A 16672-nucleotide genomic window follows, 5' to 3' on the forward strand; every position below is an offset into this window, starting at 1 on the left:
ATGACCTATTCGACTTACTACCAACCTTAATAGGTTTGGTAGCAGCACGACAATAGCAAATACCACTGTGTTTTTATACAGAGAAATGATTATACCAATGATAAAAGAGAAGCCAACTGAGAAATTTCTACATGCGGCAATAAACGCACGTCTTTCTCCCCCATTAGGGTTTTTTGGTCAAGGTTAATCCAGCAGGCTTGCATACCACTATTGATTGCGCCTTCAACATCTGTCAGTAGATTATCCCCAACATGAAGAATGAATTTCGGTTCAAGATCAAGGCGCTGTGCAGCTAAACGGTACATATCACAATAAGGTTTTGAACGGCCATCTGGCCCGGCTTTTAAAACAAACTGAAAGTATTGGCCTAACCCACACGCTTCAGGTTCTGCATTACCATTGGTTATCGCAACTAACGGTAATTTTTCAGCTAATTTGGCAAGTGTTGCGTGTGTAGATTCAGGGATATCTATTTTATTACGCCAGTAAGTGAAATGTGCCATGATGTCATCTGCCCCTTTTTGTGCATCTTCTCGCGAATAGCCATAATGGCAAAACATCATTTTTGAAGAAAGCCAGCGCCAACGGGAAATATCATGGCAGATCTCAGGCTCTTGTTCTTCCACAAGGCGGCGAAAAGCATAGAGGTCATCATTGCTAAAATGATTGAATCGAGGGTCGTATTCACGAACAAAACGTAAGACTTCCTCTTCCGTTTTATCAATAACTGGGTGGTTATCATAAAGCGTGTCATCCAAATCAAACGTAATCGCCATAATTGGTGACAGTGGGCGGTAAAAATGCATTAAGGTTTCTCCCTCTTTGCCCTCGGATGAGCCACATCATAAACGTTGGCTAAGTGCTGAAAATCAAGGTGCGTATAAATTTGTGTTGTTGATAAGTTCGCATGACCAAGAAGTTCTTGCACCCCACGTAAATTACCACTTGATTCAAGGAGATGTGTCGCAAAGGAGTGGCGTAATTTATGAGGATTAATGTGACTATTAACCCCCTGTTTTATTCCCCATTGTTCAAAACGTTTTTGTACATTTCGATTCGAAATTCGTTTCCCACTTTGGGTTGAGATAAAAACAGCATCATCTTCTGGCTCATATAACTCACGCATTTCTAACCAACGATGTAGCCAGCTCACCGCTGTTTTTCCCATTGGAATTTTTCGCTCTTTACTTCCTTTTCCCATCACCCAAACTTCACCAGTGCTTAAATCGAGGTGACGAACATCAAGACCAACAAGTTCAGATAAACGCAATCCAGCACCATACATCACTTCCAGCATAGTACGGTCGCGCACAACTAGTGGATCACCGCTATCCATATTTAGCAGTTGGGAGACCTCATCTACATCCATATTCTTAGGAAGACGTTTTTTGGATTTGGGTGCTTGAATTGCTTTGGCTGGGTTTGCAGGCAACGCCTCTTGATGCACCATCCAATCCAAAAAACTTCTCAATGACGATAATCGTAAAGCCATACTTGCAGCCTGTAGGCCTGATTTGCGACTTTTAGCCGCAATATTCCGTACGATAGCTGTATCAACTTTTTGCCATTCAGTGATTTTCAATGAGGTTAGCATTTCAACAATAACACTCAATTGACGATGATAATTAGTAATAGTGACAGGGCTTAACCGACGTTCAACTCGCAGATAACGTAAGAAGGCCTCAACTTGCATCATCAGCCCTTTCGGCTGAGACTCTACAGGCGTTCTATCCATTGGCATAATAACCTCGGGAGAATTTGAGCCACTTTTTCCAACATAACCGTCCCCATACCATGTTGATAATGCTCGCGGTCGCGGCTAGTAAAAATAACCATGCCCGATTCACCATGATGACCAAATAATGAGATAGCCACAGAGCCGACATTGAGCGCATCTGGTAAAAGCAATTGGATTTCAGGGCCATTTAAACGACCAAGATAGTTACGTTTATCGCCAAATCGTTGAATTCTGATAGGCTCAAAAACACGACGCGAAATCACCAGTTGATGGGCATCTAAAGGGGCTGATAAATACCAACTATCACTGAATAAACGAACCGATGCGCCTGATAAACCTAATTTTTTTGCCCAGCGATTTAAAGTAAGTAACATTTCTTGTAAGCTTTTGGCTGATGACATGTCTATCACCAGAACCAATAACTCATCAAAAAGCTCTATATTTTCATGCGCTTGCTCTACCATAAAACGGATATCTTGCTCAAGCTCTTTGATTTTCAAACGTTGGCGATTCATCACTAATTCAGGTAATGAGATAGCACCTTGTACAACATGTGGAACTTTCAACTGCTCCAATAATTGTGCATTACGAAGAAAAAAGTAAGGATTTTCCTTTAGATATTGCACCACATCGAATTCATCAAGTTGATGTTTTCTCTTCAGTGCTTTTTCGGTTTTATCCATATTCCCCTCTTCAACTCGGTAAAATTATCGCTGTGTGACTTTTATAGCTGGATGACCCCATCGTAGACATGAGTTGCTGGGCCTGTCATATACAACGGAGCCCCTGGGCCTTCCCAAGTTATATTTAACGACCCGCCGGGTAAATCAACACGTACTCGTTTCGCCAATAACCCTTGAGTGATCCCAACAGCCACTGCGGCACATGCTCCACTACCACATGCTTGAGTTTCACCTGCACCACGCTCATAAACGCGCAAGCGAATATGCTCAGCATTAATAATTTCCATGAAACCAATATTAGCGCGTTCGGGAAAGCGCTCATGGCTCTCTAAAGCTGGCCCTAAAATTTCAACCTCTGCGGTATGAATACTTTCAACCTGAATGACGCAATGTGGGTTACCCATTGAAACAACCCCACATAACACTGTACGTTCTTGAGCTCGAATAATATAGGTTTTTTCTTCTTTAATAGCGCGAAATGGCACCCTTTGAGGCTCAAAATCAGGCTCTCCCATATTAACGCAGACATCATCATTTTCATTTATGGTTAATGTCATCCGGCCTGATTGGGTACTAACTTTAATTTTTTGCTTATTAGTCAGACCTTTAAGCCGAACAAAACGCGCAAAACAACGCGCCCCATTACCACATTGTGACACCTCACTGCCATCCGCATTAAAAATGCGATAATGAAAGTCAAGGTCAGGGTCATAGGGGGCTTCAACTAATAATAGCTGATCAAAACCGACACCAGTATGCCTATCTGCCAGCCGGCAAATAAGTTCTGGCGAAAAATACACATTTTGTGTGACACCATCGACAACCATGAAGTCATTGCCTAAGCCATGCATTTTAGAGAATTGCATTTCACGCTCCATAGCGGCAACTTACTGGTTATGATTTGTTGTAGCAGGCTCTTCGGTTGAGCTGCTTGGCGCTGTTGGTTGCACATCAGGCGCCTGAGCAGGAGCAACAGTTTCTTCCGGCGGGAAATAAAGAGGGCCTTTCAAGCCACAACCAGATAAGGTAAATAACATAACAAGTGCACTAAGCCCAAATAAACTTTTTTTCATTCTTTTTCGCCTGTGATACTAACTTTTGACATCTGATATTTTACACAATAACAGGAGTGACCTAGCAAATCACGTCTGTTTATCAAGCATGCTTATATTATATACTCTAGGCTAAATTTAATCTGAAATTTTTAGTCAGCGCACTGAGATTGACCCCAATGCTTGATCCCTCCTATAATTTTAATTAACTAATTGTGAGCAAACAGGATTTTAACCGTGAATGACAGTGAATTTCACCAGCTAGCAGAAGCGCTACTGGGCTCTATTGAAGAGCATTTGGACAATTACGATGGTGATGCCGATATCGATTGTGAGATAAATGGCGGTGTTATGACACTCAGTTTTGAAGATGGCAGCAAAATCATCATCAACAAACAAGAGGCATTTCACCAAATTTGGCTAGCGACCAAACAAGGCGGATACCATTATGATTACAAACAAGGGGAATGGGTCTGTGACCGTTCTGGCAATGAGTTTAAAAACCAGTTAGCGGAAGCCATTGCTTTCCAAAGCCAACAGCCATTTTCGTTCTAGTTTTAAACAACTATCACTAAAAGTAATGCGCTTGTGGGTGCCCTGATTGGCTTAAATGCATATCATGCCCCACTTCGTCATCATCCTCTGATGTAAATGGCCACGTTGCGCCCGAAAAGGCAACCACTTGGTTTTTACCGTCATGATTAATAATTTGGTAAAATTGCGGTAAATTGAAGTTGATAAAATTAGCACCATAGGTAAAGCGGTCATGGGAGGAGGAGTAGAACTTACTGACATCACGCACCAAGTCTTCTTTGGAACCTTCACAGTGAGAGTAAATCTCCACACGGTTAGCTTCATCTAATACGTAAATATTAAAACCTGTGTTATCCGCCGTATTTTCGAAGAAAAACTGTACAATCCCTTCACTCGCATAACCATCAACAACAGCTGGCAAATGGTTATCACTTTTTGCCTGAAGTTTAACCGGCCAGCCATGTAACTTGTTATGGGAAATTGCGCCATAGAATTCAACCGCATTTTCTAGTTTTTGTACTGAGACATTCAGGCGTTCAAAAAACAGCCCCCAAGTCTGCCCTGCTATGCGGAGCGCTTTAAAGCGCCCAGGGTCATTACTATTACTTGATAAACGCAGTTCTACGCATTCCGATATCAATTGCTGTACACGAGTACGAATAAGCCCCCGTAAGTGCTCACTATAACAAAAGACCTCAACAGCTTCCGGTGGTGATGCGTCTTGGTGCATTTTACCTAAAATCGTTTTTAACGCTTCTAGCATACACTGCTCACCGCTGAAATGGAGCGTCCTTACCTCATTCCATGAATTACGATACAACAAATCAATACTACCAATGAGACACTGCTGTGACTCGCCAAAGCTGAAAATATCTAATTTCCTAAAATCGACATGAACCACTTGCTCTGAATAAACTTGAGTCGGGTCTTTTTCTAGGTTAACGATTATTGCAAGGTGGCGAATTTCACAGGGGCTATATAGCGCTTTTGGTGTTGGAGCCGGCAACCTAATTGGGAAATGATTTGAGACGTCATGCATAAGTTCAAGCAGTTTTCTTTCGTCACACTGCGACTGCCCATTATGCATATAAACTTGTGTCGTTTCAGTTAGTAAGCCATTAAAATATGCCCAGGCCACTAATTTATTTAAGTAACGGTTATATTCCAGAGGCTGGTGCCCAATAATCGCATCAATATTCGGGGCTTGGTTGTACAAATACCAACCACTACGATTTGCACGCCCTGCTGGCACATAAATAAAAGTGAGGTGCTCTTCGCTTAAATCCGGTGAAATCTGAGGGTTAACTAACGTCACTTTACCCGGAAGCGCTTCAAAGGCTGCGTATAATTTACGAGTTAATACCCCAATATCTTGTGGGCTTGCACTAACGCTTAAATTATTTCGCCGCGCAAAGCGAATTAAATTACGATAACTTTGCATCATGGTGTCGAGTAGCTCATTATGCGCTTCACGGACACGCTCAATTTTCCATTGGCTGCGTGTATCTAGTACTGTTAAACGTTCTGCTCCCCAGCCCCATGATGCCACCAATTGGGATAAGACATCTCGACGCCAACCAGAAAAAGCATTGCTATCTTCTTCAGAAAGTTTTTCACAAACTTTAAGGTAAAAACAACGACGTATAAGGTCAAGACGAGTTAAGTCGTTTATTTCAACAAGATACCTTGTGACGCGTTCAAGCATTAAACAGTAGGAATCCAAGCCATAACACACGATTTCACCGGCATGTAAATGGCGTTTAAACTCCATAGCCAGTAGTTTGCCATTAGGATAATCCCATGAATAAGACTCTAATAAGATACTTTTTAATACTGCTTTATAAGGGGAATCAACACTTTTATAAAGTTGCCACAAGCTTGCACCAAAGTATTCTGCGGCTGAAAGTTCACTCAATCCGCCTAAATCCAACCACTCATTTGGCGTTAATACACCTTGTGCATATAACCCCATAACATATTCATCATAATGTTGTTCTTCTTCAACAGGTACCATCGCCCACAATAAGCGTTTGCCGGCCATTCGAACCGCAGTACGATAAAACTCATCTAACAATAGAATATGTTGCGTTGAACCACAGTTTTCCCCGCCTATATGCCCACTCGCATGATGGCGAAAACGATTCTCATCGATTAGAAAAACGGTTACATCAATGCCTAAAGACGCTGCCCACTGTTCAATTAATGTGCATTTCTTTTGTAAAAAACGTTTTTCTTCGTGATCTAACCAAGAAGGGTGACAAACCCAAACATCGATATCTGAACAATGGCTTTGCCCTACAGAGGAGGTACTGCCCATTGAATAAATCCCAGTTATGGGTAATTCACCATTAGTGGGCTTTTCGATTGGTAGGAAGCGTTCAAATTGCCCCAACCACTTCATTTGTTCTGTATCTGGAGAGAAAAAGCAGACGCCATGGGGTACATTACCTTCAATAAAACCAGGCATCATTGGATGATGATAATGAAACAAGACAGGCAGCAGGTTATAAACCTTCGAAAAGGTTTCACTCATAGATGCTGTTGCGCGCTCTAACCGTAATTGGTTTATCGCATCAAGTCTTTGCTTTAAGGTTTCAATATAGAGATACAAGAGTTACGCCTGACTGAATGTAATACAAATCTGGGAATTTCCCAGCACCCAACAGATAGAGATAGATTTAAAAAAGTTTTCAAATGAATTGTCGGAAACGTGATCAATTTAACACCTTGCAGCAAAAGGGTAAAGTAGATCACATTATTTTACGTGCTTATTTTTGATACTAAATGCTTTTCAACATATTGTATAAAAAGGTTTTTATTTTTTAATGCATCAGAATATCCCTTGTTTTTCAATGGAATAATACTTTTGATGCAAATTGAACAACAAAACCACTATGTAAAATGCCATGTAAGCGTAATACATGCAGCATCTATGCTTGAACGCTTCAACATGAACAGATGAAACCTACAGGTAACCCAACAAAAAAAACAGCACGAAAAGCTAAAATAATTCTTTGGTTAGCACGCATCACCGGAAAATATTTATCAAGAGACCATCGAAAAGTAACATCACGATTTGTCAGTGTATGGGCCGAATTTCATGTTGAGTAAGTGAAGGTGGGTAAAGAATGTAGTGGAATGAACCAAACAACAGCAAACACTAAGATAGCCACACAGCGGTGGCTTTGAGCTCAGCTGGAAAAAATATCCTTAACATGTTAAAACTAACGTCAATTGTATGGTTAATCTACGGCGTTCTTCGCTAGAGAAAACAGTAAAATGACATCAACAAATATTGTGCGCATTGCTACGCGCAAAAGCCCTTTGGCCTTATGGCAAGCGCATTTTGTCAAAGATAAGCTAGAGCAATTACATCCTAACTTGCAGGTTGAGCTGGTTCCGATGGTGACAAAAGGGGATATCATCCTTGACACTCCGCTCGCAAAGGTGGGGGGAAAAGGCTTGTTTGTCAAAGAACTTGAACTGGCTTTATTAGAAGGGCGTGCAGATATTGCCGTTCATTCAATGAAAGATGTTCCTGTTGAATTTCCTGAAGGCTTGGGCCTAGTCACTATTTGTGAACGCGAAGACCCTCGAGATGCCTTTGTTTCAAACCACTATGACAATCTTGATGCGTTGCCAAAAGGCAGCATCGTTGGGACATCTAGCTTACGTCGCCAATGCCAATTAAGAGAACTTCGTCCGGATTTAGTCATTCGGGATCTCCGCGGTAACGTAGGCACACGGTTATCTAAACTCGATAATGGTGAATATGACGCTATTATCTTAGCGGTAGCAGGGCTAAAACGTTTAGGGTTAGAAGCACGTATACGCACAGCTCTTGCACCGGAACAATGTCTCCCTGCTGTTGGTCAAGGGGCCGTTGGCATTGAGTGTCGATTAAACGATAGTGTTACACGAGAGCTGCTCGCTAAGCTTAATAATGATACGACTTCTATTTGTGTTCTTGCTGAACGCGCAATGAATATGCATTTAGAAGGGGGCTGCCAAGTCCCTATTGGTAGTTATGCTATTTGGCAAGACGACAAAATATGGCTACGTGCTCTTGTTGGCGCACCGGATGGGAGTATTATTATTCGTGGAGAAAGGCTTGTCGCCCCAAATGAAGCATGCCAAGCGGGTGTATCACTCGCGGAAGAACTCCTCGAACGCGGTGCAAGGGAAATTTTAGCCGAAGTTTATAACGGGAACCCACCTGCATGAGGGTTCTTGTTACACGCCCTGAACCCACAGGTTCGGAGCTAATAACGGCAATCACCGCTAAAGGGGGAGAAGCCTACTCTTCCCCTTTGATCAGTATTGGACCAGGCGCTGAATTAAACACGCTAGTTTCACGCCTTGATCACCTCAATACAAACGACTTAGTCTTTCTTTTATCTAAAAATGCAGTCGAGTACGCAAATTTAACACTTGAACAAATGGGACGTAACTGGTCAGATAAGCTATCTTACTATGGTATTGGTCGCTCTACCGCCCAGTTTTTCAAGAAAGTAACCGGGAAGCCAGCCCATTGGGCTGAACAAGGGGAAACCAGCGAAGTGCTACTCACGCTTCCTGATCTCCAGTTTCTCGAAGGGAAACACGCCCTTTTATTGCGTGGAAATGGTGGCCGAGAACTTCTTGCTTCAACATTAAGGGCTCGAGGTGCGCAAGTCGACTATTGTGAATGTTATGCAAGGCACCCAATCCCTTACGAAAAAAACGAATTTAATCGCAAATGGTTTCAAGTTGATATCACTGACATTGTGATAACCAGTGGCCAAATGTTAGCTTTACTAGAAGAATTAATCGCTGAAGAGTATCAAAATTGGTGGTTTACCCGCCGCTTACTCGTTGTCAGTGAACGGATTGCAGATCAAGCTCGCCAAGCTGGATGGCAGAGGGTCTGTGTAGCTAATAGTGCAGATAATAATGCTTTATTAGAAGCATTAATTTCAACCGACATGGGATGCTAATTTATGACGGAACACGATAAAACAACCGAGACGGTTACCCCAGAAACAGGTGCAAAACAACAGCACTCCGAAAAAAAAACCTCTTCGGAACAAAAACGTTCTGGTCTCATTGGCGGAGTAATTGCTATCGCTATTATCATCGCCATTGGTGGTGGTCTTTATTATTTCACTCAACAAAACAATGCAACTTTAGTAAATGAAAACAATGAACTAAAACAGCAATTGAGTGATTTAATCGAACAACAAAATTCAGATAGACAACGTTTAGATGCCCTAATTACCGCGAATACTGAGATGAAAAACCAATCTCGCGAGTATGAAGATAGGCTCAATCGTCGCATGCAAGAACTGCAAGCTCACGTGACTGCCCTTTCCAGTAGTGATGTTAAAAGCTGGCTGATTGCACAAGCTGACTTTATGGTAAAAATGGCAGGAAGAAAACTGTGGAACGACCACGACCCTGTCACAGCAGCTGTCCTATTAAAAAGTGCAGACTCTAGTTTGGCTGAAATGAACGACCCAAGTCTGCTCGATATTCGCAAGTCAATTAACAATGACATGGCAAAATTAGCCGCCATCAATCAAGTCGACTATGACGGTATTATCTTACGCCTAAACCAACTCAGTAATGACGTTGATAACTTACGTTTAGCCGATTTAAACAGTGGTGATGCTAAAAATGAAGATAATGCCGAAGTCAGTGATGACATTTCTGATTGGCAACAAAACTTATCTCGTAGTTGGAAAAGCTTCACTAACGATTTCATCACCGTCAGGGCTCGTGACGGTTCTGAAGCACCACTACTAGCCCCAAATCAAGACATTTACCTTCGTGAAAACATTCGTTCACAGTTGCTAATCGCAGCTCAAGCCGTTCCTCGCTTCCAAGAAGAAACATACAAACAGTCGCTTGAGCAGGCTTCAACATGGGTAAGAGCTTATTTTGATACTGAAGCGCCGGAAACGAAAGCGTTCTTATCAACCATTGACGAGCTAATTAATCAACCGATTGATGTTGAAATGCCTGACGCCTTAGAAAGCCAAGAAAAGCTAGAGAAAGTCATGCAAACGCGAGTGCGTAGCTTACTTGCTCAATCCTCTGACAGTACTAAGGCAAATGATGGTGCTGTTGATGCCGCAGCAGATGCCGCAGTTCCCGCGACTGAGACACAAAAAGCAGAACCAGCAGATACACCACATCCTTTTGAGTCAACTGAGCCTGCTGGAAATAGGGGGTAACAATGATTAAGGTACTGATCCTATTTATTGTTCTTATCGCAGGTGTCATCTTAGGGCCACTATTAGCCGGTCACCAAGGCTATGTTTTTATTCGCACCGATAACTACGACATTACAACCAGTGTAACGAGCCTGATATTGGGCTTTATTTTACTCCAATTCGTGTTGCTATTTCTTGGTTGGTGTTACCGCCGCTTTATGAGCACCACATCACGGACTAAAGGTTGGGTAAGTGGTCGTAAATATCATAAAGCACACACCCAAACGCAAAAAGCCCTACTCAAGTTAGCTGAAGGTGATTTTGAGCAGGTTGAAAAATTGATGAGCAAGCATGCTGATTTTTCCCAACAACCTGTAATCAACTATTTAATGGCAGCAGAGGCGGCACAACAGCGCGGTGATGAATACCGTACCCACCAATACTTAGATAGGGCAGCAGAAGCCGCAGGTAATGATCAACTCCCTGTTGATATTAGTCGCGTTCGCATCCAATTAGCTGAAGGCGAAGTACACGCGGCTCGTAACGGCATTGATAAACTTCTCGATAAAGCACCGAGGCACCCAGAGGTTTTACGCCTAGCCGAACAAGCTTATTTACGTTCAGGGGCTTACCAAGCACTGATCGAATTATTACCTGTAATGGCCAAAGTACAATTACACACTGAAGACGAGTTAGACGCATTAAAACTGAAAGCTTACAAAGGGTTAATGAACCAATGTATGGCTGAAGGTGGGAGTGATGGCTTGAAGGCTTGGTGGAAAGCTCAGCCTCGCCGCGTCCGCCATGAAACTGCATTGCAGGCTTTTTTAGCAGAACACTTAATTGAATGTGGCGACATTAACAGTGCTGAAAAAATGATCATTGACGGCTTAAAGCAGCAATATGATGAGCGCTTGTTATTGTTAGTGCCGAAGCTTAATAGCGAACACCCTGAAATTATTGAAAAAACGCTTTTACATCTGCAAAAGCAAAATGGGGCAACGCCATTACTAAACAGTACATTGGGGGTTTTGTCACTGCAGCATGCTCAATGGGATAAAGCAGAAACTTATTTCAAAGCTGCCTTAGCTCAACGTTTTGATGTACAAGATGCATCATGGTTAGCTGATGCTTTCGACAAATTACATAAACCGAATGAAGCAGCAAAAATTCGCCAAGAGGCCTTAATACACTCATTGAACCAAGAGCGTTCATAAAAGGCTATATTAATTATAATAGCCCCCAAGAAGTTACCTTAGGGGCTATTTTATTTAGTATACAAACCTACCCGTTAGTTTATCGTTAAGTAAAATAACGGGCTAATTCATATTTGTTAGCCCCATATATCCAATTAGATAATAGGACGAAGAACGATAATACCCGTCTTGGAGGATATATATTCTAGGAAGTTTGTATCAACAACCTTCATATTCTTTGAAAGTGATGATGCATTTCGGTACAAAACCTGATTATCCTTTCTAATCACAATACCTGTGTGGGAAACATCTAACCCCTGAATTGGTGAATAAATACCAATATAATCGCCTGTTTTTAAGTTATTAAGAACCATTTCATTAATTGCATGAGTAGGAATATAGGTTACCTTTCTTGAGTGAATACCTAATCCTTTAATAAACTCACTACCATCTGCTTTTTGATTTAATTTTTTTTCAACTGTAACCGACTCAGAGCTAATTAATGCTGTCACATCTGTCGCATTTTGTGGTGATACCGCATACCAGTCAGTAAAAAAGTGTTTTCTTTTATAATAAGCAACATCACTGTCTTTATAACGCGTATTCACAAGGGCGCTTAAAAACGTATTCCTACTGTTTGATTTGCTTAGTGCCGCGACATAATCCAGATAAGTAAAACAGTCAACACCTTCTAAATTAACAACAAGTACTTCACTGACGTTTGGTCCACCAACTAATGTGTTGGCGACATACGGCATCCCCAGAAAAACACTAGAAACTTGCTCAATAAGATTGCCATAGGGTAGACCTTGATTTGGTATTATTACTTTATGAATAACCTGATCCAATGCTAATTTAGAATCATCACTCATATCTAATAAATAATTTGGCTGGTTAGTTGATGAAAAAGAGACTGCACAAAAAGAAAGCAATGCAAAAAATAAAAATTTCATTTTAAATACCTTTCCTTGGGAAAATGAATCATCAGTTAAAGATGATTTATTTTTACTGACAAGGTAAAGTAAGAAATTGTTTATTTAAGGTTTAATTTAAATACTAATAATGTGTATTTTTAAGCGAAAAATAACAGCGTTTCACTTTAATTCAAACGAATGTTTTACACTGTCAAAAATAAAGAAACAAAATACAAATATCACGCTAGGTGACATAATCATAAAAAAATAAAACCACTTATGTGCCAAGGTATAAACAAATTTTGTGATTACTATGTCATAAAGGAAATACATAGTGTATAAAGCATAATATACATCTTGGCTTGAATGAATGTGGGATATCTATATGAATGTAATTAAAACTATTTGGCGTTGGGTTATTGCAAGTCCAAACCGTTTACAAATATTTTTTGATCTTCTTCTGCTAGTTTTATCGCCTTTTGTTTTTATCCTATTTATTGGCTTTAATACAGAAGACCTCAGTAAAGACATTTTTATTATTACGTTCATCATCCTCTGCTATACCTACATTACTCGCTGGTTCAGCAAATGGTTTAGTAAAGGCAAAAAATAGTCTCTTATCTTGTTTAACAGCCTCTTTCACGTTTTCAGTAAAGGGGCTAAGTCGCTTGTATTGCAGAAAAAAAACACCTGCACAAGGCAGGTGTAAAATACAATCAGGTCTACAGACGGATGGTGCCTCACTCAACGTTTCGCCCGTTCGTTGATGGTAAGAGGATGAGCTCTTGATCATCTAAGTTGGACAATAGGCACCGATAATCGGCTTTGCGTCATCTCTGGGTTTATGAAGCTTTGCTGTCATAAGAAGTGAGATGAGCATCTACATCTATAATAATGCAGGATGCGTGCCAACTTTTATAAAAGCTATATTTTTGGGCCTATTTTTTTTTATTTCTCTCTACCCCTCGGATTGACTCGCTATTTTTAATCATCAATCCAACCTAGCTAGATAATTTCTCTCTATGATTGTCCCTTCTCATATTTCGTTACACCTGCTTGTCTCAATTTAGAGACATCATAAATTCATTATTTATTTTTTCTTATAAATCAACGATTAAAATGTCTCCTTTTGGAGACAAGTAAGTAGAGGGTTGTATCAAGATCACGACACTTATCTTCTTCTCAAGAAAAAACAATAAGTTAAATAGCAACTCTCACAGTTCCAAAATATTACCTGTTTTAAAAAAACTTATGTGAAAACACAATCAACAAAAGTGATCCAACTGAAGAGGAAAGAAAAGAAGTTTTGACAAAGAAGCCAATAAAAAGACCAGACAATAAAAAGCAAAAACCCCGCTATTAAGCGGGGTTCTTTAAATTGGTCGGCGAGAGAGGATTCGAACCTCCGACCCACTGGTCCCAAACCAGTTGCGCTACCAAGCTGCGCTACTCGCCGAAATTTTTGTAGTACTGATTTTTATAGCATTAGTTATCTTTTTTCGTGGTGCGAAAGGGGGGACTTGAACCCCCACGTCCATAGGACACTAACACCTGAAGCTAGCGCGTCTACCAATTCCGCCACCCTCGCAATGTCACAAAAAAAATGGGGTGGCTAATGGGACTCGAACCCACGACAACTGGAATCACAATCCAGGGCTCTACCAACTGAGCTATAGCCACCATAACTTCACTTTTTTCAAAGCGTTGCTATTCTACTACATACAACGTCATTTTGCCAACCGTAGCGGCGTACTAAAAATGGTGCGCCCGACAGGATTCGAACCTGAGACCTCTGCCTCCGGAGGGCAGCGCTCTATCCAGCTGAGCTACGGGCGCTTAACGCCGTTGCGGGAGAGGATAGTACGGATTTATCCTCTCGCTGTCTAGTCCTTTTTGAAATAAAAATATCGATTGCTTGCCTTTTATCCATTTCGCTGAGAAAGAGAGCATATTCACCCCCTCAGACAACCAATTTCCGCTAAAAATACCCCAAAATACTTTAGCTAGTCCTGTTGATTTTCTCTATTCACCCAGCGAATTAAAAAATAAAGAACCGAAACCACCAATAAAAATATTGCCCCTACGATTAATGACAAGCGTGTATCTGGGTTAATCGCCATTCCAATCAACACACAAGCCAGAAAAAGTAATGTGGCATAATTCACCCATGGAAATAGTATCGACTTGAAAGTGTGCCCCTCAAGCTTTTCTTTATTTTGCTGGCGAAAGCGGATCTGGCTAGTAAGAAGCACTAACCATGGCACCATCCCCGGCAAAACACTAGCACTATATACATACACAAATACCTTCTCAGGGTTTGGAATAATATAGTTGAGACTAGAGCCTGCAACCAGACACAAGATAGTAAAGCCCACACAACGCCCAGGAACGCCATTTTTTGTGAGTTTTAAAAATGAACTTGGTAATTGTTTATTTTGTGCCAATGCGTATAGCATCCGCCCACCGCTATACATACCGCTATTGCAACCTGATAACGCAGCGGTCAACACCACAAAATTGATGACTGCTGCCGCAGAGACAATACCAACTTTTGCAAAGGTCAAAACAAATGGGCTTCCTTGTTGACCCACTTCAGTCCAAGGAAAAAGCGTAACAACGATAAAAATCGCCCCTACATAAAAAATCAAAATACGCCATAAGATATTATTAATGGCTTTTTTCAACGTGACTTTGGGGTTCTTCGCTTCCCCTGCTGTAATCCCTACTAATTCAACACCCTGATATGAAGCTACAACAATGCACAAAGCAAATAGAAAACCTTTCCAGCCGCCAGCAAAAAAGCCCCCATGCTCTGTTAAGTTCCCTAAACCGATAGGTTCAAAGTTATTACCAATACCAAAGAATATTAGCCCTAAACCAATCAAAATCATGACCACAATCGTGGTGACCTTGATCATAGCAAACCAAAACTCTAATTCCCCATACAAACGTACAGCCGCTAAGTTTGCTAAAGCAACTAATACCACTGCAATAATAGCAAAAACCCATTGTGGTACCTCAGGAAACCAGTATTCCGCATAAAAACCGATTGCGGTGATTTCTGAGATCCCAACGGCAACCCACATAAACCAATAACCCCAAGCAGTCAGGCATCCCCAAAATGGGCTAAGGTATTTATAACCAAAAGAAGCAAAAGACCCCGTGACAGGCTCAAGAAATAGCATCTCTCCCATCGAGCGCATGATGAAAAAAACAAAAATACCCGCGATGATATAGGCTAATAGAACAGAAGGCCCAGCCCATTTTAACGTGCTGGCTGAGCCCATAAACAGCCCAACACCAATGGTTCCACCAAGTGCAATAAGCTCGATATGGCGAGCTTCTAGCCCACGCTGAAGTCCCTGTTGTGGATTTTCCATAAATACCCCTGTCAAAAATTACCATGGTTAAATTACAGCGTTAATTAAAGCTTAGTAGTCATCACCACTGTAATCCGTCGAAAAATGTCAGTTAGGCAAATTTTAAAAACATATTGTGAGGAAAATTGAGCACAAACCGACATTATTGCTTTAATTTTTGAGGGATTATAGAAATATTTGAAGAAAGAGACCAGCAATTACGCAAGTCTCTTTATTGGAAGAGTTACAACTTACCACCGTAATAGTAGCCTAAAAATTTCAGCAGCTTAAATTGACGAGTGATCCGTGATGGCTGAGATAACAAACGATATAACCATTCTAACCCTAAGTTTTGCCATACTTTAGGGGCGCGTTTGACATGACCAGTAAACACGTCATAAGTACCTCCCACGCCCATATACAAAGCTTCAGGGTGTACCTGTCGGCAGTCACGCATGAAAATTTCTTGCTTTGGAGAGCCCATTGCAACAGTCACTATTTTCGCACCGCTCGCATGGATACGTTCAAACAACGCATCCCTTTCTTCTGCAGTAAAATAACCGTTTTGAGACCCGACAATATTCACGTTCCACTGAGCGCGAAGCTTACTTTCTGTCTGCTCTAAAATTTCAGGTTTCCCACCGACTAAAAAAACGGGAGTGCCTTCTTTTCCTGCTCTTTCCATCAGGCCTTCCCACAAATCGGCACCTGCAACACGAGAAACGTCCGCTTGTGGGTATTTACGGCGAATAGCACGTACGATACTAATACCATCAGCATACAAGTACTCTGCTTGGCCTAGTAAGGTATTTAACGCGGTATCTTTTTCAGCGATCATCACTTTTTCCGCATTAATCGCAACTAGTGTTCCCGTTTTGGTTTCTCCATCTGCAAACAAATAATCTAAAAAATGGGCCATATTTTTGAAGCCCCAAATATTATGACCACGAATGCAATATTGTGGAACGGATGAAGCCTGAGTTGATAACGGTTCCATGATAC

15 protein-coding genes and 4 tRNA genes are annotated in these 16672 nt (G+C 41.3%); 6 read left to right on the top strand and 13 right to left on the bottom strand.

The features are described 5' to 3' along the window. Nucleotides 1-89: 89 nt before the first annotated feature. The 5 genes from yigB to lptM are packed head-to-tail and all read right to left on the bottom strand — an operon-like array spanning nucleotide 90 to nucleotide 3494. A complete protein-coding gene (gene yigB, locus P3L56_RS19745) occupies nucleotides 90-806 on the bottom strand; it encodes a 5-amino-6-(5-phospho-D-ribitylamino)uracil phosphatase YigB (RefSeq protein WP_042845853.1) in 717 nt (238 codons plus the stop codon). Continuing rightward, on the bottom strand, nucleotides 806-1735 hold the full coding sequence (gene xerC / locus P3L56_RS19750; RefSeq protein WP_042845855.1) for a tyrosine recombinase XerC: 930 nt from the start codon (nucleotides 1733-1735) through the stop codon (nucleotides 806-808). Before xerC ends, yigB begins: the two co-directional genes overlap by 1 nt. Continuing rightward, nucleotides 1717-2421 carry a DUF484 family protein gene (locus tag P3L56_RS19755; protein ID WP_129466652.1) on the bottom strand — a complete coding sequence of 235 codons (705 nt, stop codon included), beginning with the start codon at nucleotides 2419-2421 and terminating at the stop codon, nucleotides 1717-1719. The genes xerC and P3L56_RS19755 overlap by 19 nt, the downstream gene beginning before the upstream one ends. A 41-nt stretch (nucleotides 2422-2462) precedes the next feature. Continuing rightward, nucleotides 2463-3287: a diaminopimelate epimerase gene (gene dapF / locus P3L56_RS19760; protein ID WP_042845859.1), complete on the bottom strand. Its 825-nt coding sequence runs from the start codon at nucleotides 3285-3287 to the stop codon at nucleotides 2463-2465. A 21-nt stretch (nucleotides 3288-3308) separates the two neighbouring features. Further along, nucleotides 3309-3494 (bottom strand): LPS translocon maturation chaperone LptM, encoded by a 186-nt coding sequence (gene lptM, locus P3L56_RS19765; protein ID WP_042845861.1) that lies wholly within the window; start codon nucleotides 3492-3494, stop codon nucleotides 3309-3311. A gap of 216 nt (nucleotides 3495-3710) precedes the next feature. Between lptM and cyaY the strand changes: the two genes are divergently transcribed. Continuing rightward, nucleotides 3711-4028: an iron donor protein CyaY gene (cyaY, locus tag P3L56_RS19770; protein ID WP_042845862.1), complete on the top strand. Its 318-nt coding sequence runs from the start codon at nucleotides 3711-3713 to the stop codon at nucleotides 4026-4028. A gap of 16 nt (nucleotides 4029-4044) precedes the next feature. Here the strand turns inward: cyaY and P3L56_RS19775 are convergent, their stop codons facing one another. After that, a complete protein-coding gene (locus tag P3L56_RS19775) occupies nucleotides 4045-6618 on the bottom strand; it encodes a class I adenylate cyclase (RefSeq protein WP_042845864.1) in 2574 nt (857 codons plus the stop codon). A gap of 668 nt (nucleotides 6619-7286) precedes the next feature. Here P3L56_RS19775 and hemC point away from each other — a divergent pair. Genes hemC through hemY form a run of 4 tightly spaced genes read left to right on the top strand, consistent with a single transcriptional unit; the run spans nucleotide 7287 to nucleotide 11418 of the window. Next, nucleotides 7287-8231, top strand: coding sequence for a hydroxymethylbilane synthase (gene hemC, locus P3L56_RS19780; protein ID WP_210831944.1), 945 nt, complete (start codon nucleotides 7287-7289; stop codon nucleotides 8229-8231). Then, the gene (locus tag P3L56_RS19785; RefSeq protein WP_042845868.1) at nucleotides 8228-8983 is read left to right on the top strand and encodes a uroporphyrinogen-III synthase; all 756 of its coding nucleotides are present in this window, start codon (nucleotides 8228-8230) and stop codon (nucleotides 8981-8983) included. Before hemC ends, P3L56_RS19785 begins: the two co-directional genes overlap by 4 nt. Nucleotides 8984-8986: 3 nt before the next feature. Next, nucleotides 8987-10222, top strand: coding sequence for a uroporphyrinogen-III C-methyltransferase (gene hemX / locus P3L56_RS19790; RefSeq protein WP_210831945.1), 1236 nt, complete (start codon nucleotides 8987-8989; stop codon nucleotides 10220-10222). 2 nt (nucleotides 10223-10224) lie between these two features. After that, nucleotides 10225-11418: a protoheme IX biogenesis protein HemY gene (hemY, locus tag P3L56_RS19795; protein WP_129466654.1), complete on the top strand. Its 1194-nt coding sequence runs from the start codon at nucleotides 10225-10227 to the stop codon at nucleotides 11416-11418. A gap of 134 nt (nucleotides 11419-11552) precedes the next feature. Here the strand turns inward: hemY and P3L56_RS19800 are convergent, their stop codons facing one another. After that, nucleotides 11553-12350, bottom strand: a complete 798-nt coding sequence (locus P3L56_RS19800) for a DUF1460 domain-containing protein (RefSeq protein ID WP_272686014.1) — start codon at nucleotides 12348-12350, stop codon at nucleotides 11553-11555. A gap of 346 nt (nucleotides 12351-12696) precedes the next feature. Between P3L56_RS19800 and P3L56_RS19805 the strand changes: the two genes are divergently transcribed. Beyond that, a complete protein-coding gene (locus P3L56_RS19805) occupies nucleotides 12697-12924 on the top strand; it encodes a hypothetical protein (RefSeq protein ID WP_042845873.1) in 228 nt (75 codons plus the stop codon). Between the two features lie 766 nt (nucleotides 12925-13690). Here the strand turns inward: P3L56_RS19805 and P3L56_RS19810 are convergent. The 6 genes from P3L56_RS19810 to wecG all read right to left on the bottom strand — a co-directional run bounded on the left by P3L56_RS19810 (nucleotide 13691) and on the right by wecG (nucleotide 16667). Next, nucleotides 13691-13767, bottom strand: a tRNA-Pro gene (locus P3L56_RS19810). Nucleotides 13768-13813: 46 nt separating this feature from the next. After that, nucleotides 13814-13899 (bottom strand) — tRNA-Leu (locus tag P3L56_RS19815). A 16-nt stretch (nucleotides 13900-13915) separates the two neighbouring features. Next, nucleotides 13916-13991: transfer RNA gene (locus P3L56_RS19820), tRNA-His, on the bottom strand. A gap of 79 nt (nucleotides 13992-14070) precedes the next feature. After that, nucleotides 14071-14147: transfer RNA gene (locus P3L56_RS19825), tRNA-Arg, on the bottom strand. Nucleotides 14148-14314: 167 nt separating this feature from the next. Next, nucleotides 14315-15691 (bottom strand): bifunctional threonine/serine APC transporter ThrP, encoded by a 1377-nt coding sequence (gene thrP / locus P3L56_RS19830; RefSeq protein WP_166685238.1) that lies wholly within the window; start codon nucleotides 15689-15691, stop codon nucleotides 14315-14317. Nucleotides 15692-15914: 223 nt separating this feature from the next. Further along, on the bottom strand, nucleotides 15915-16667 hold the full coding sequence (wecG, locus tag P3L56_RS19835) for a lipopolysaccharide N-acetylmannosaminouronosyltransferase (RefSeq protein ID WP_042845875.1): 753 nt from the start codon (nucleotides 16665-16667) through the stop codon (nucleotides 15915-15917). Nucleotides 16668-16672: the final 5 nt, after the last annotated feature.

This window comes from Providencia sp. PROV024 (assembly GCF_032709665.1).
In the GTDB taxonomy this organism is placed as follows: domain Bacteria; phylum Pseudomonadota; class Gammaproteobacteria; order Enterobacterales; family Enterobacteriaceae; genus Providencia; species Providencia huashanensis.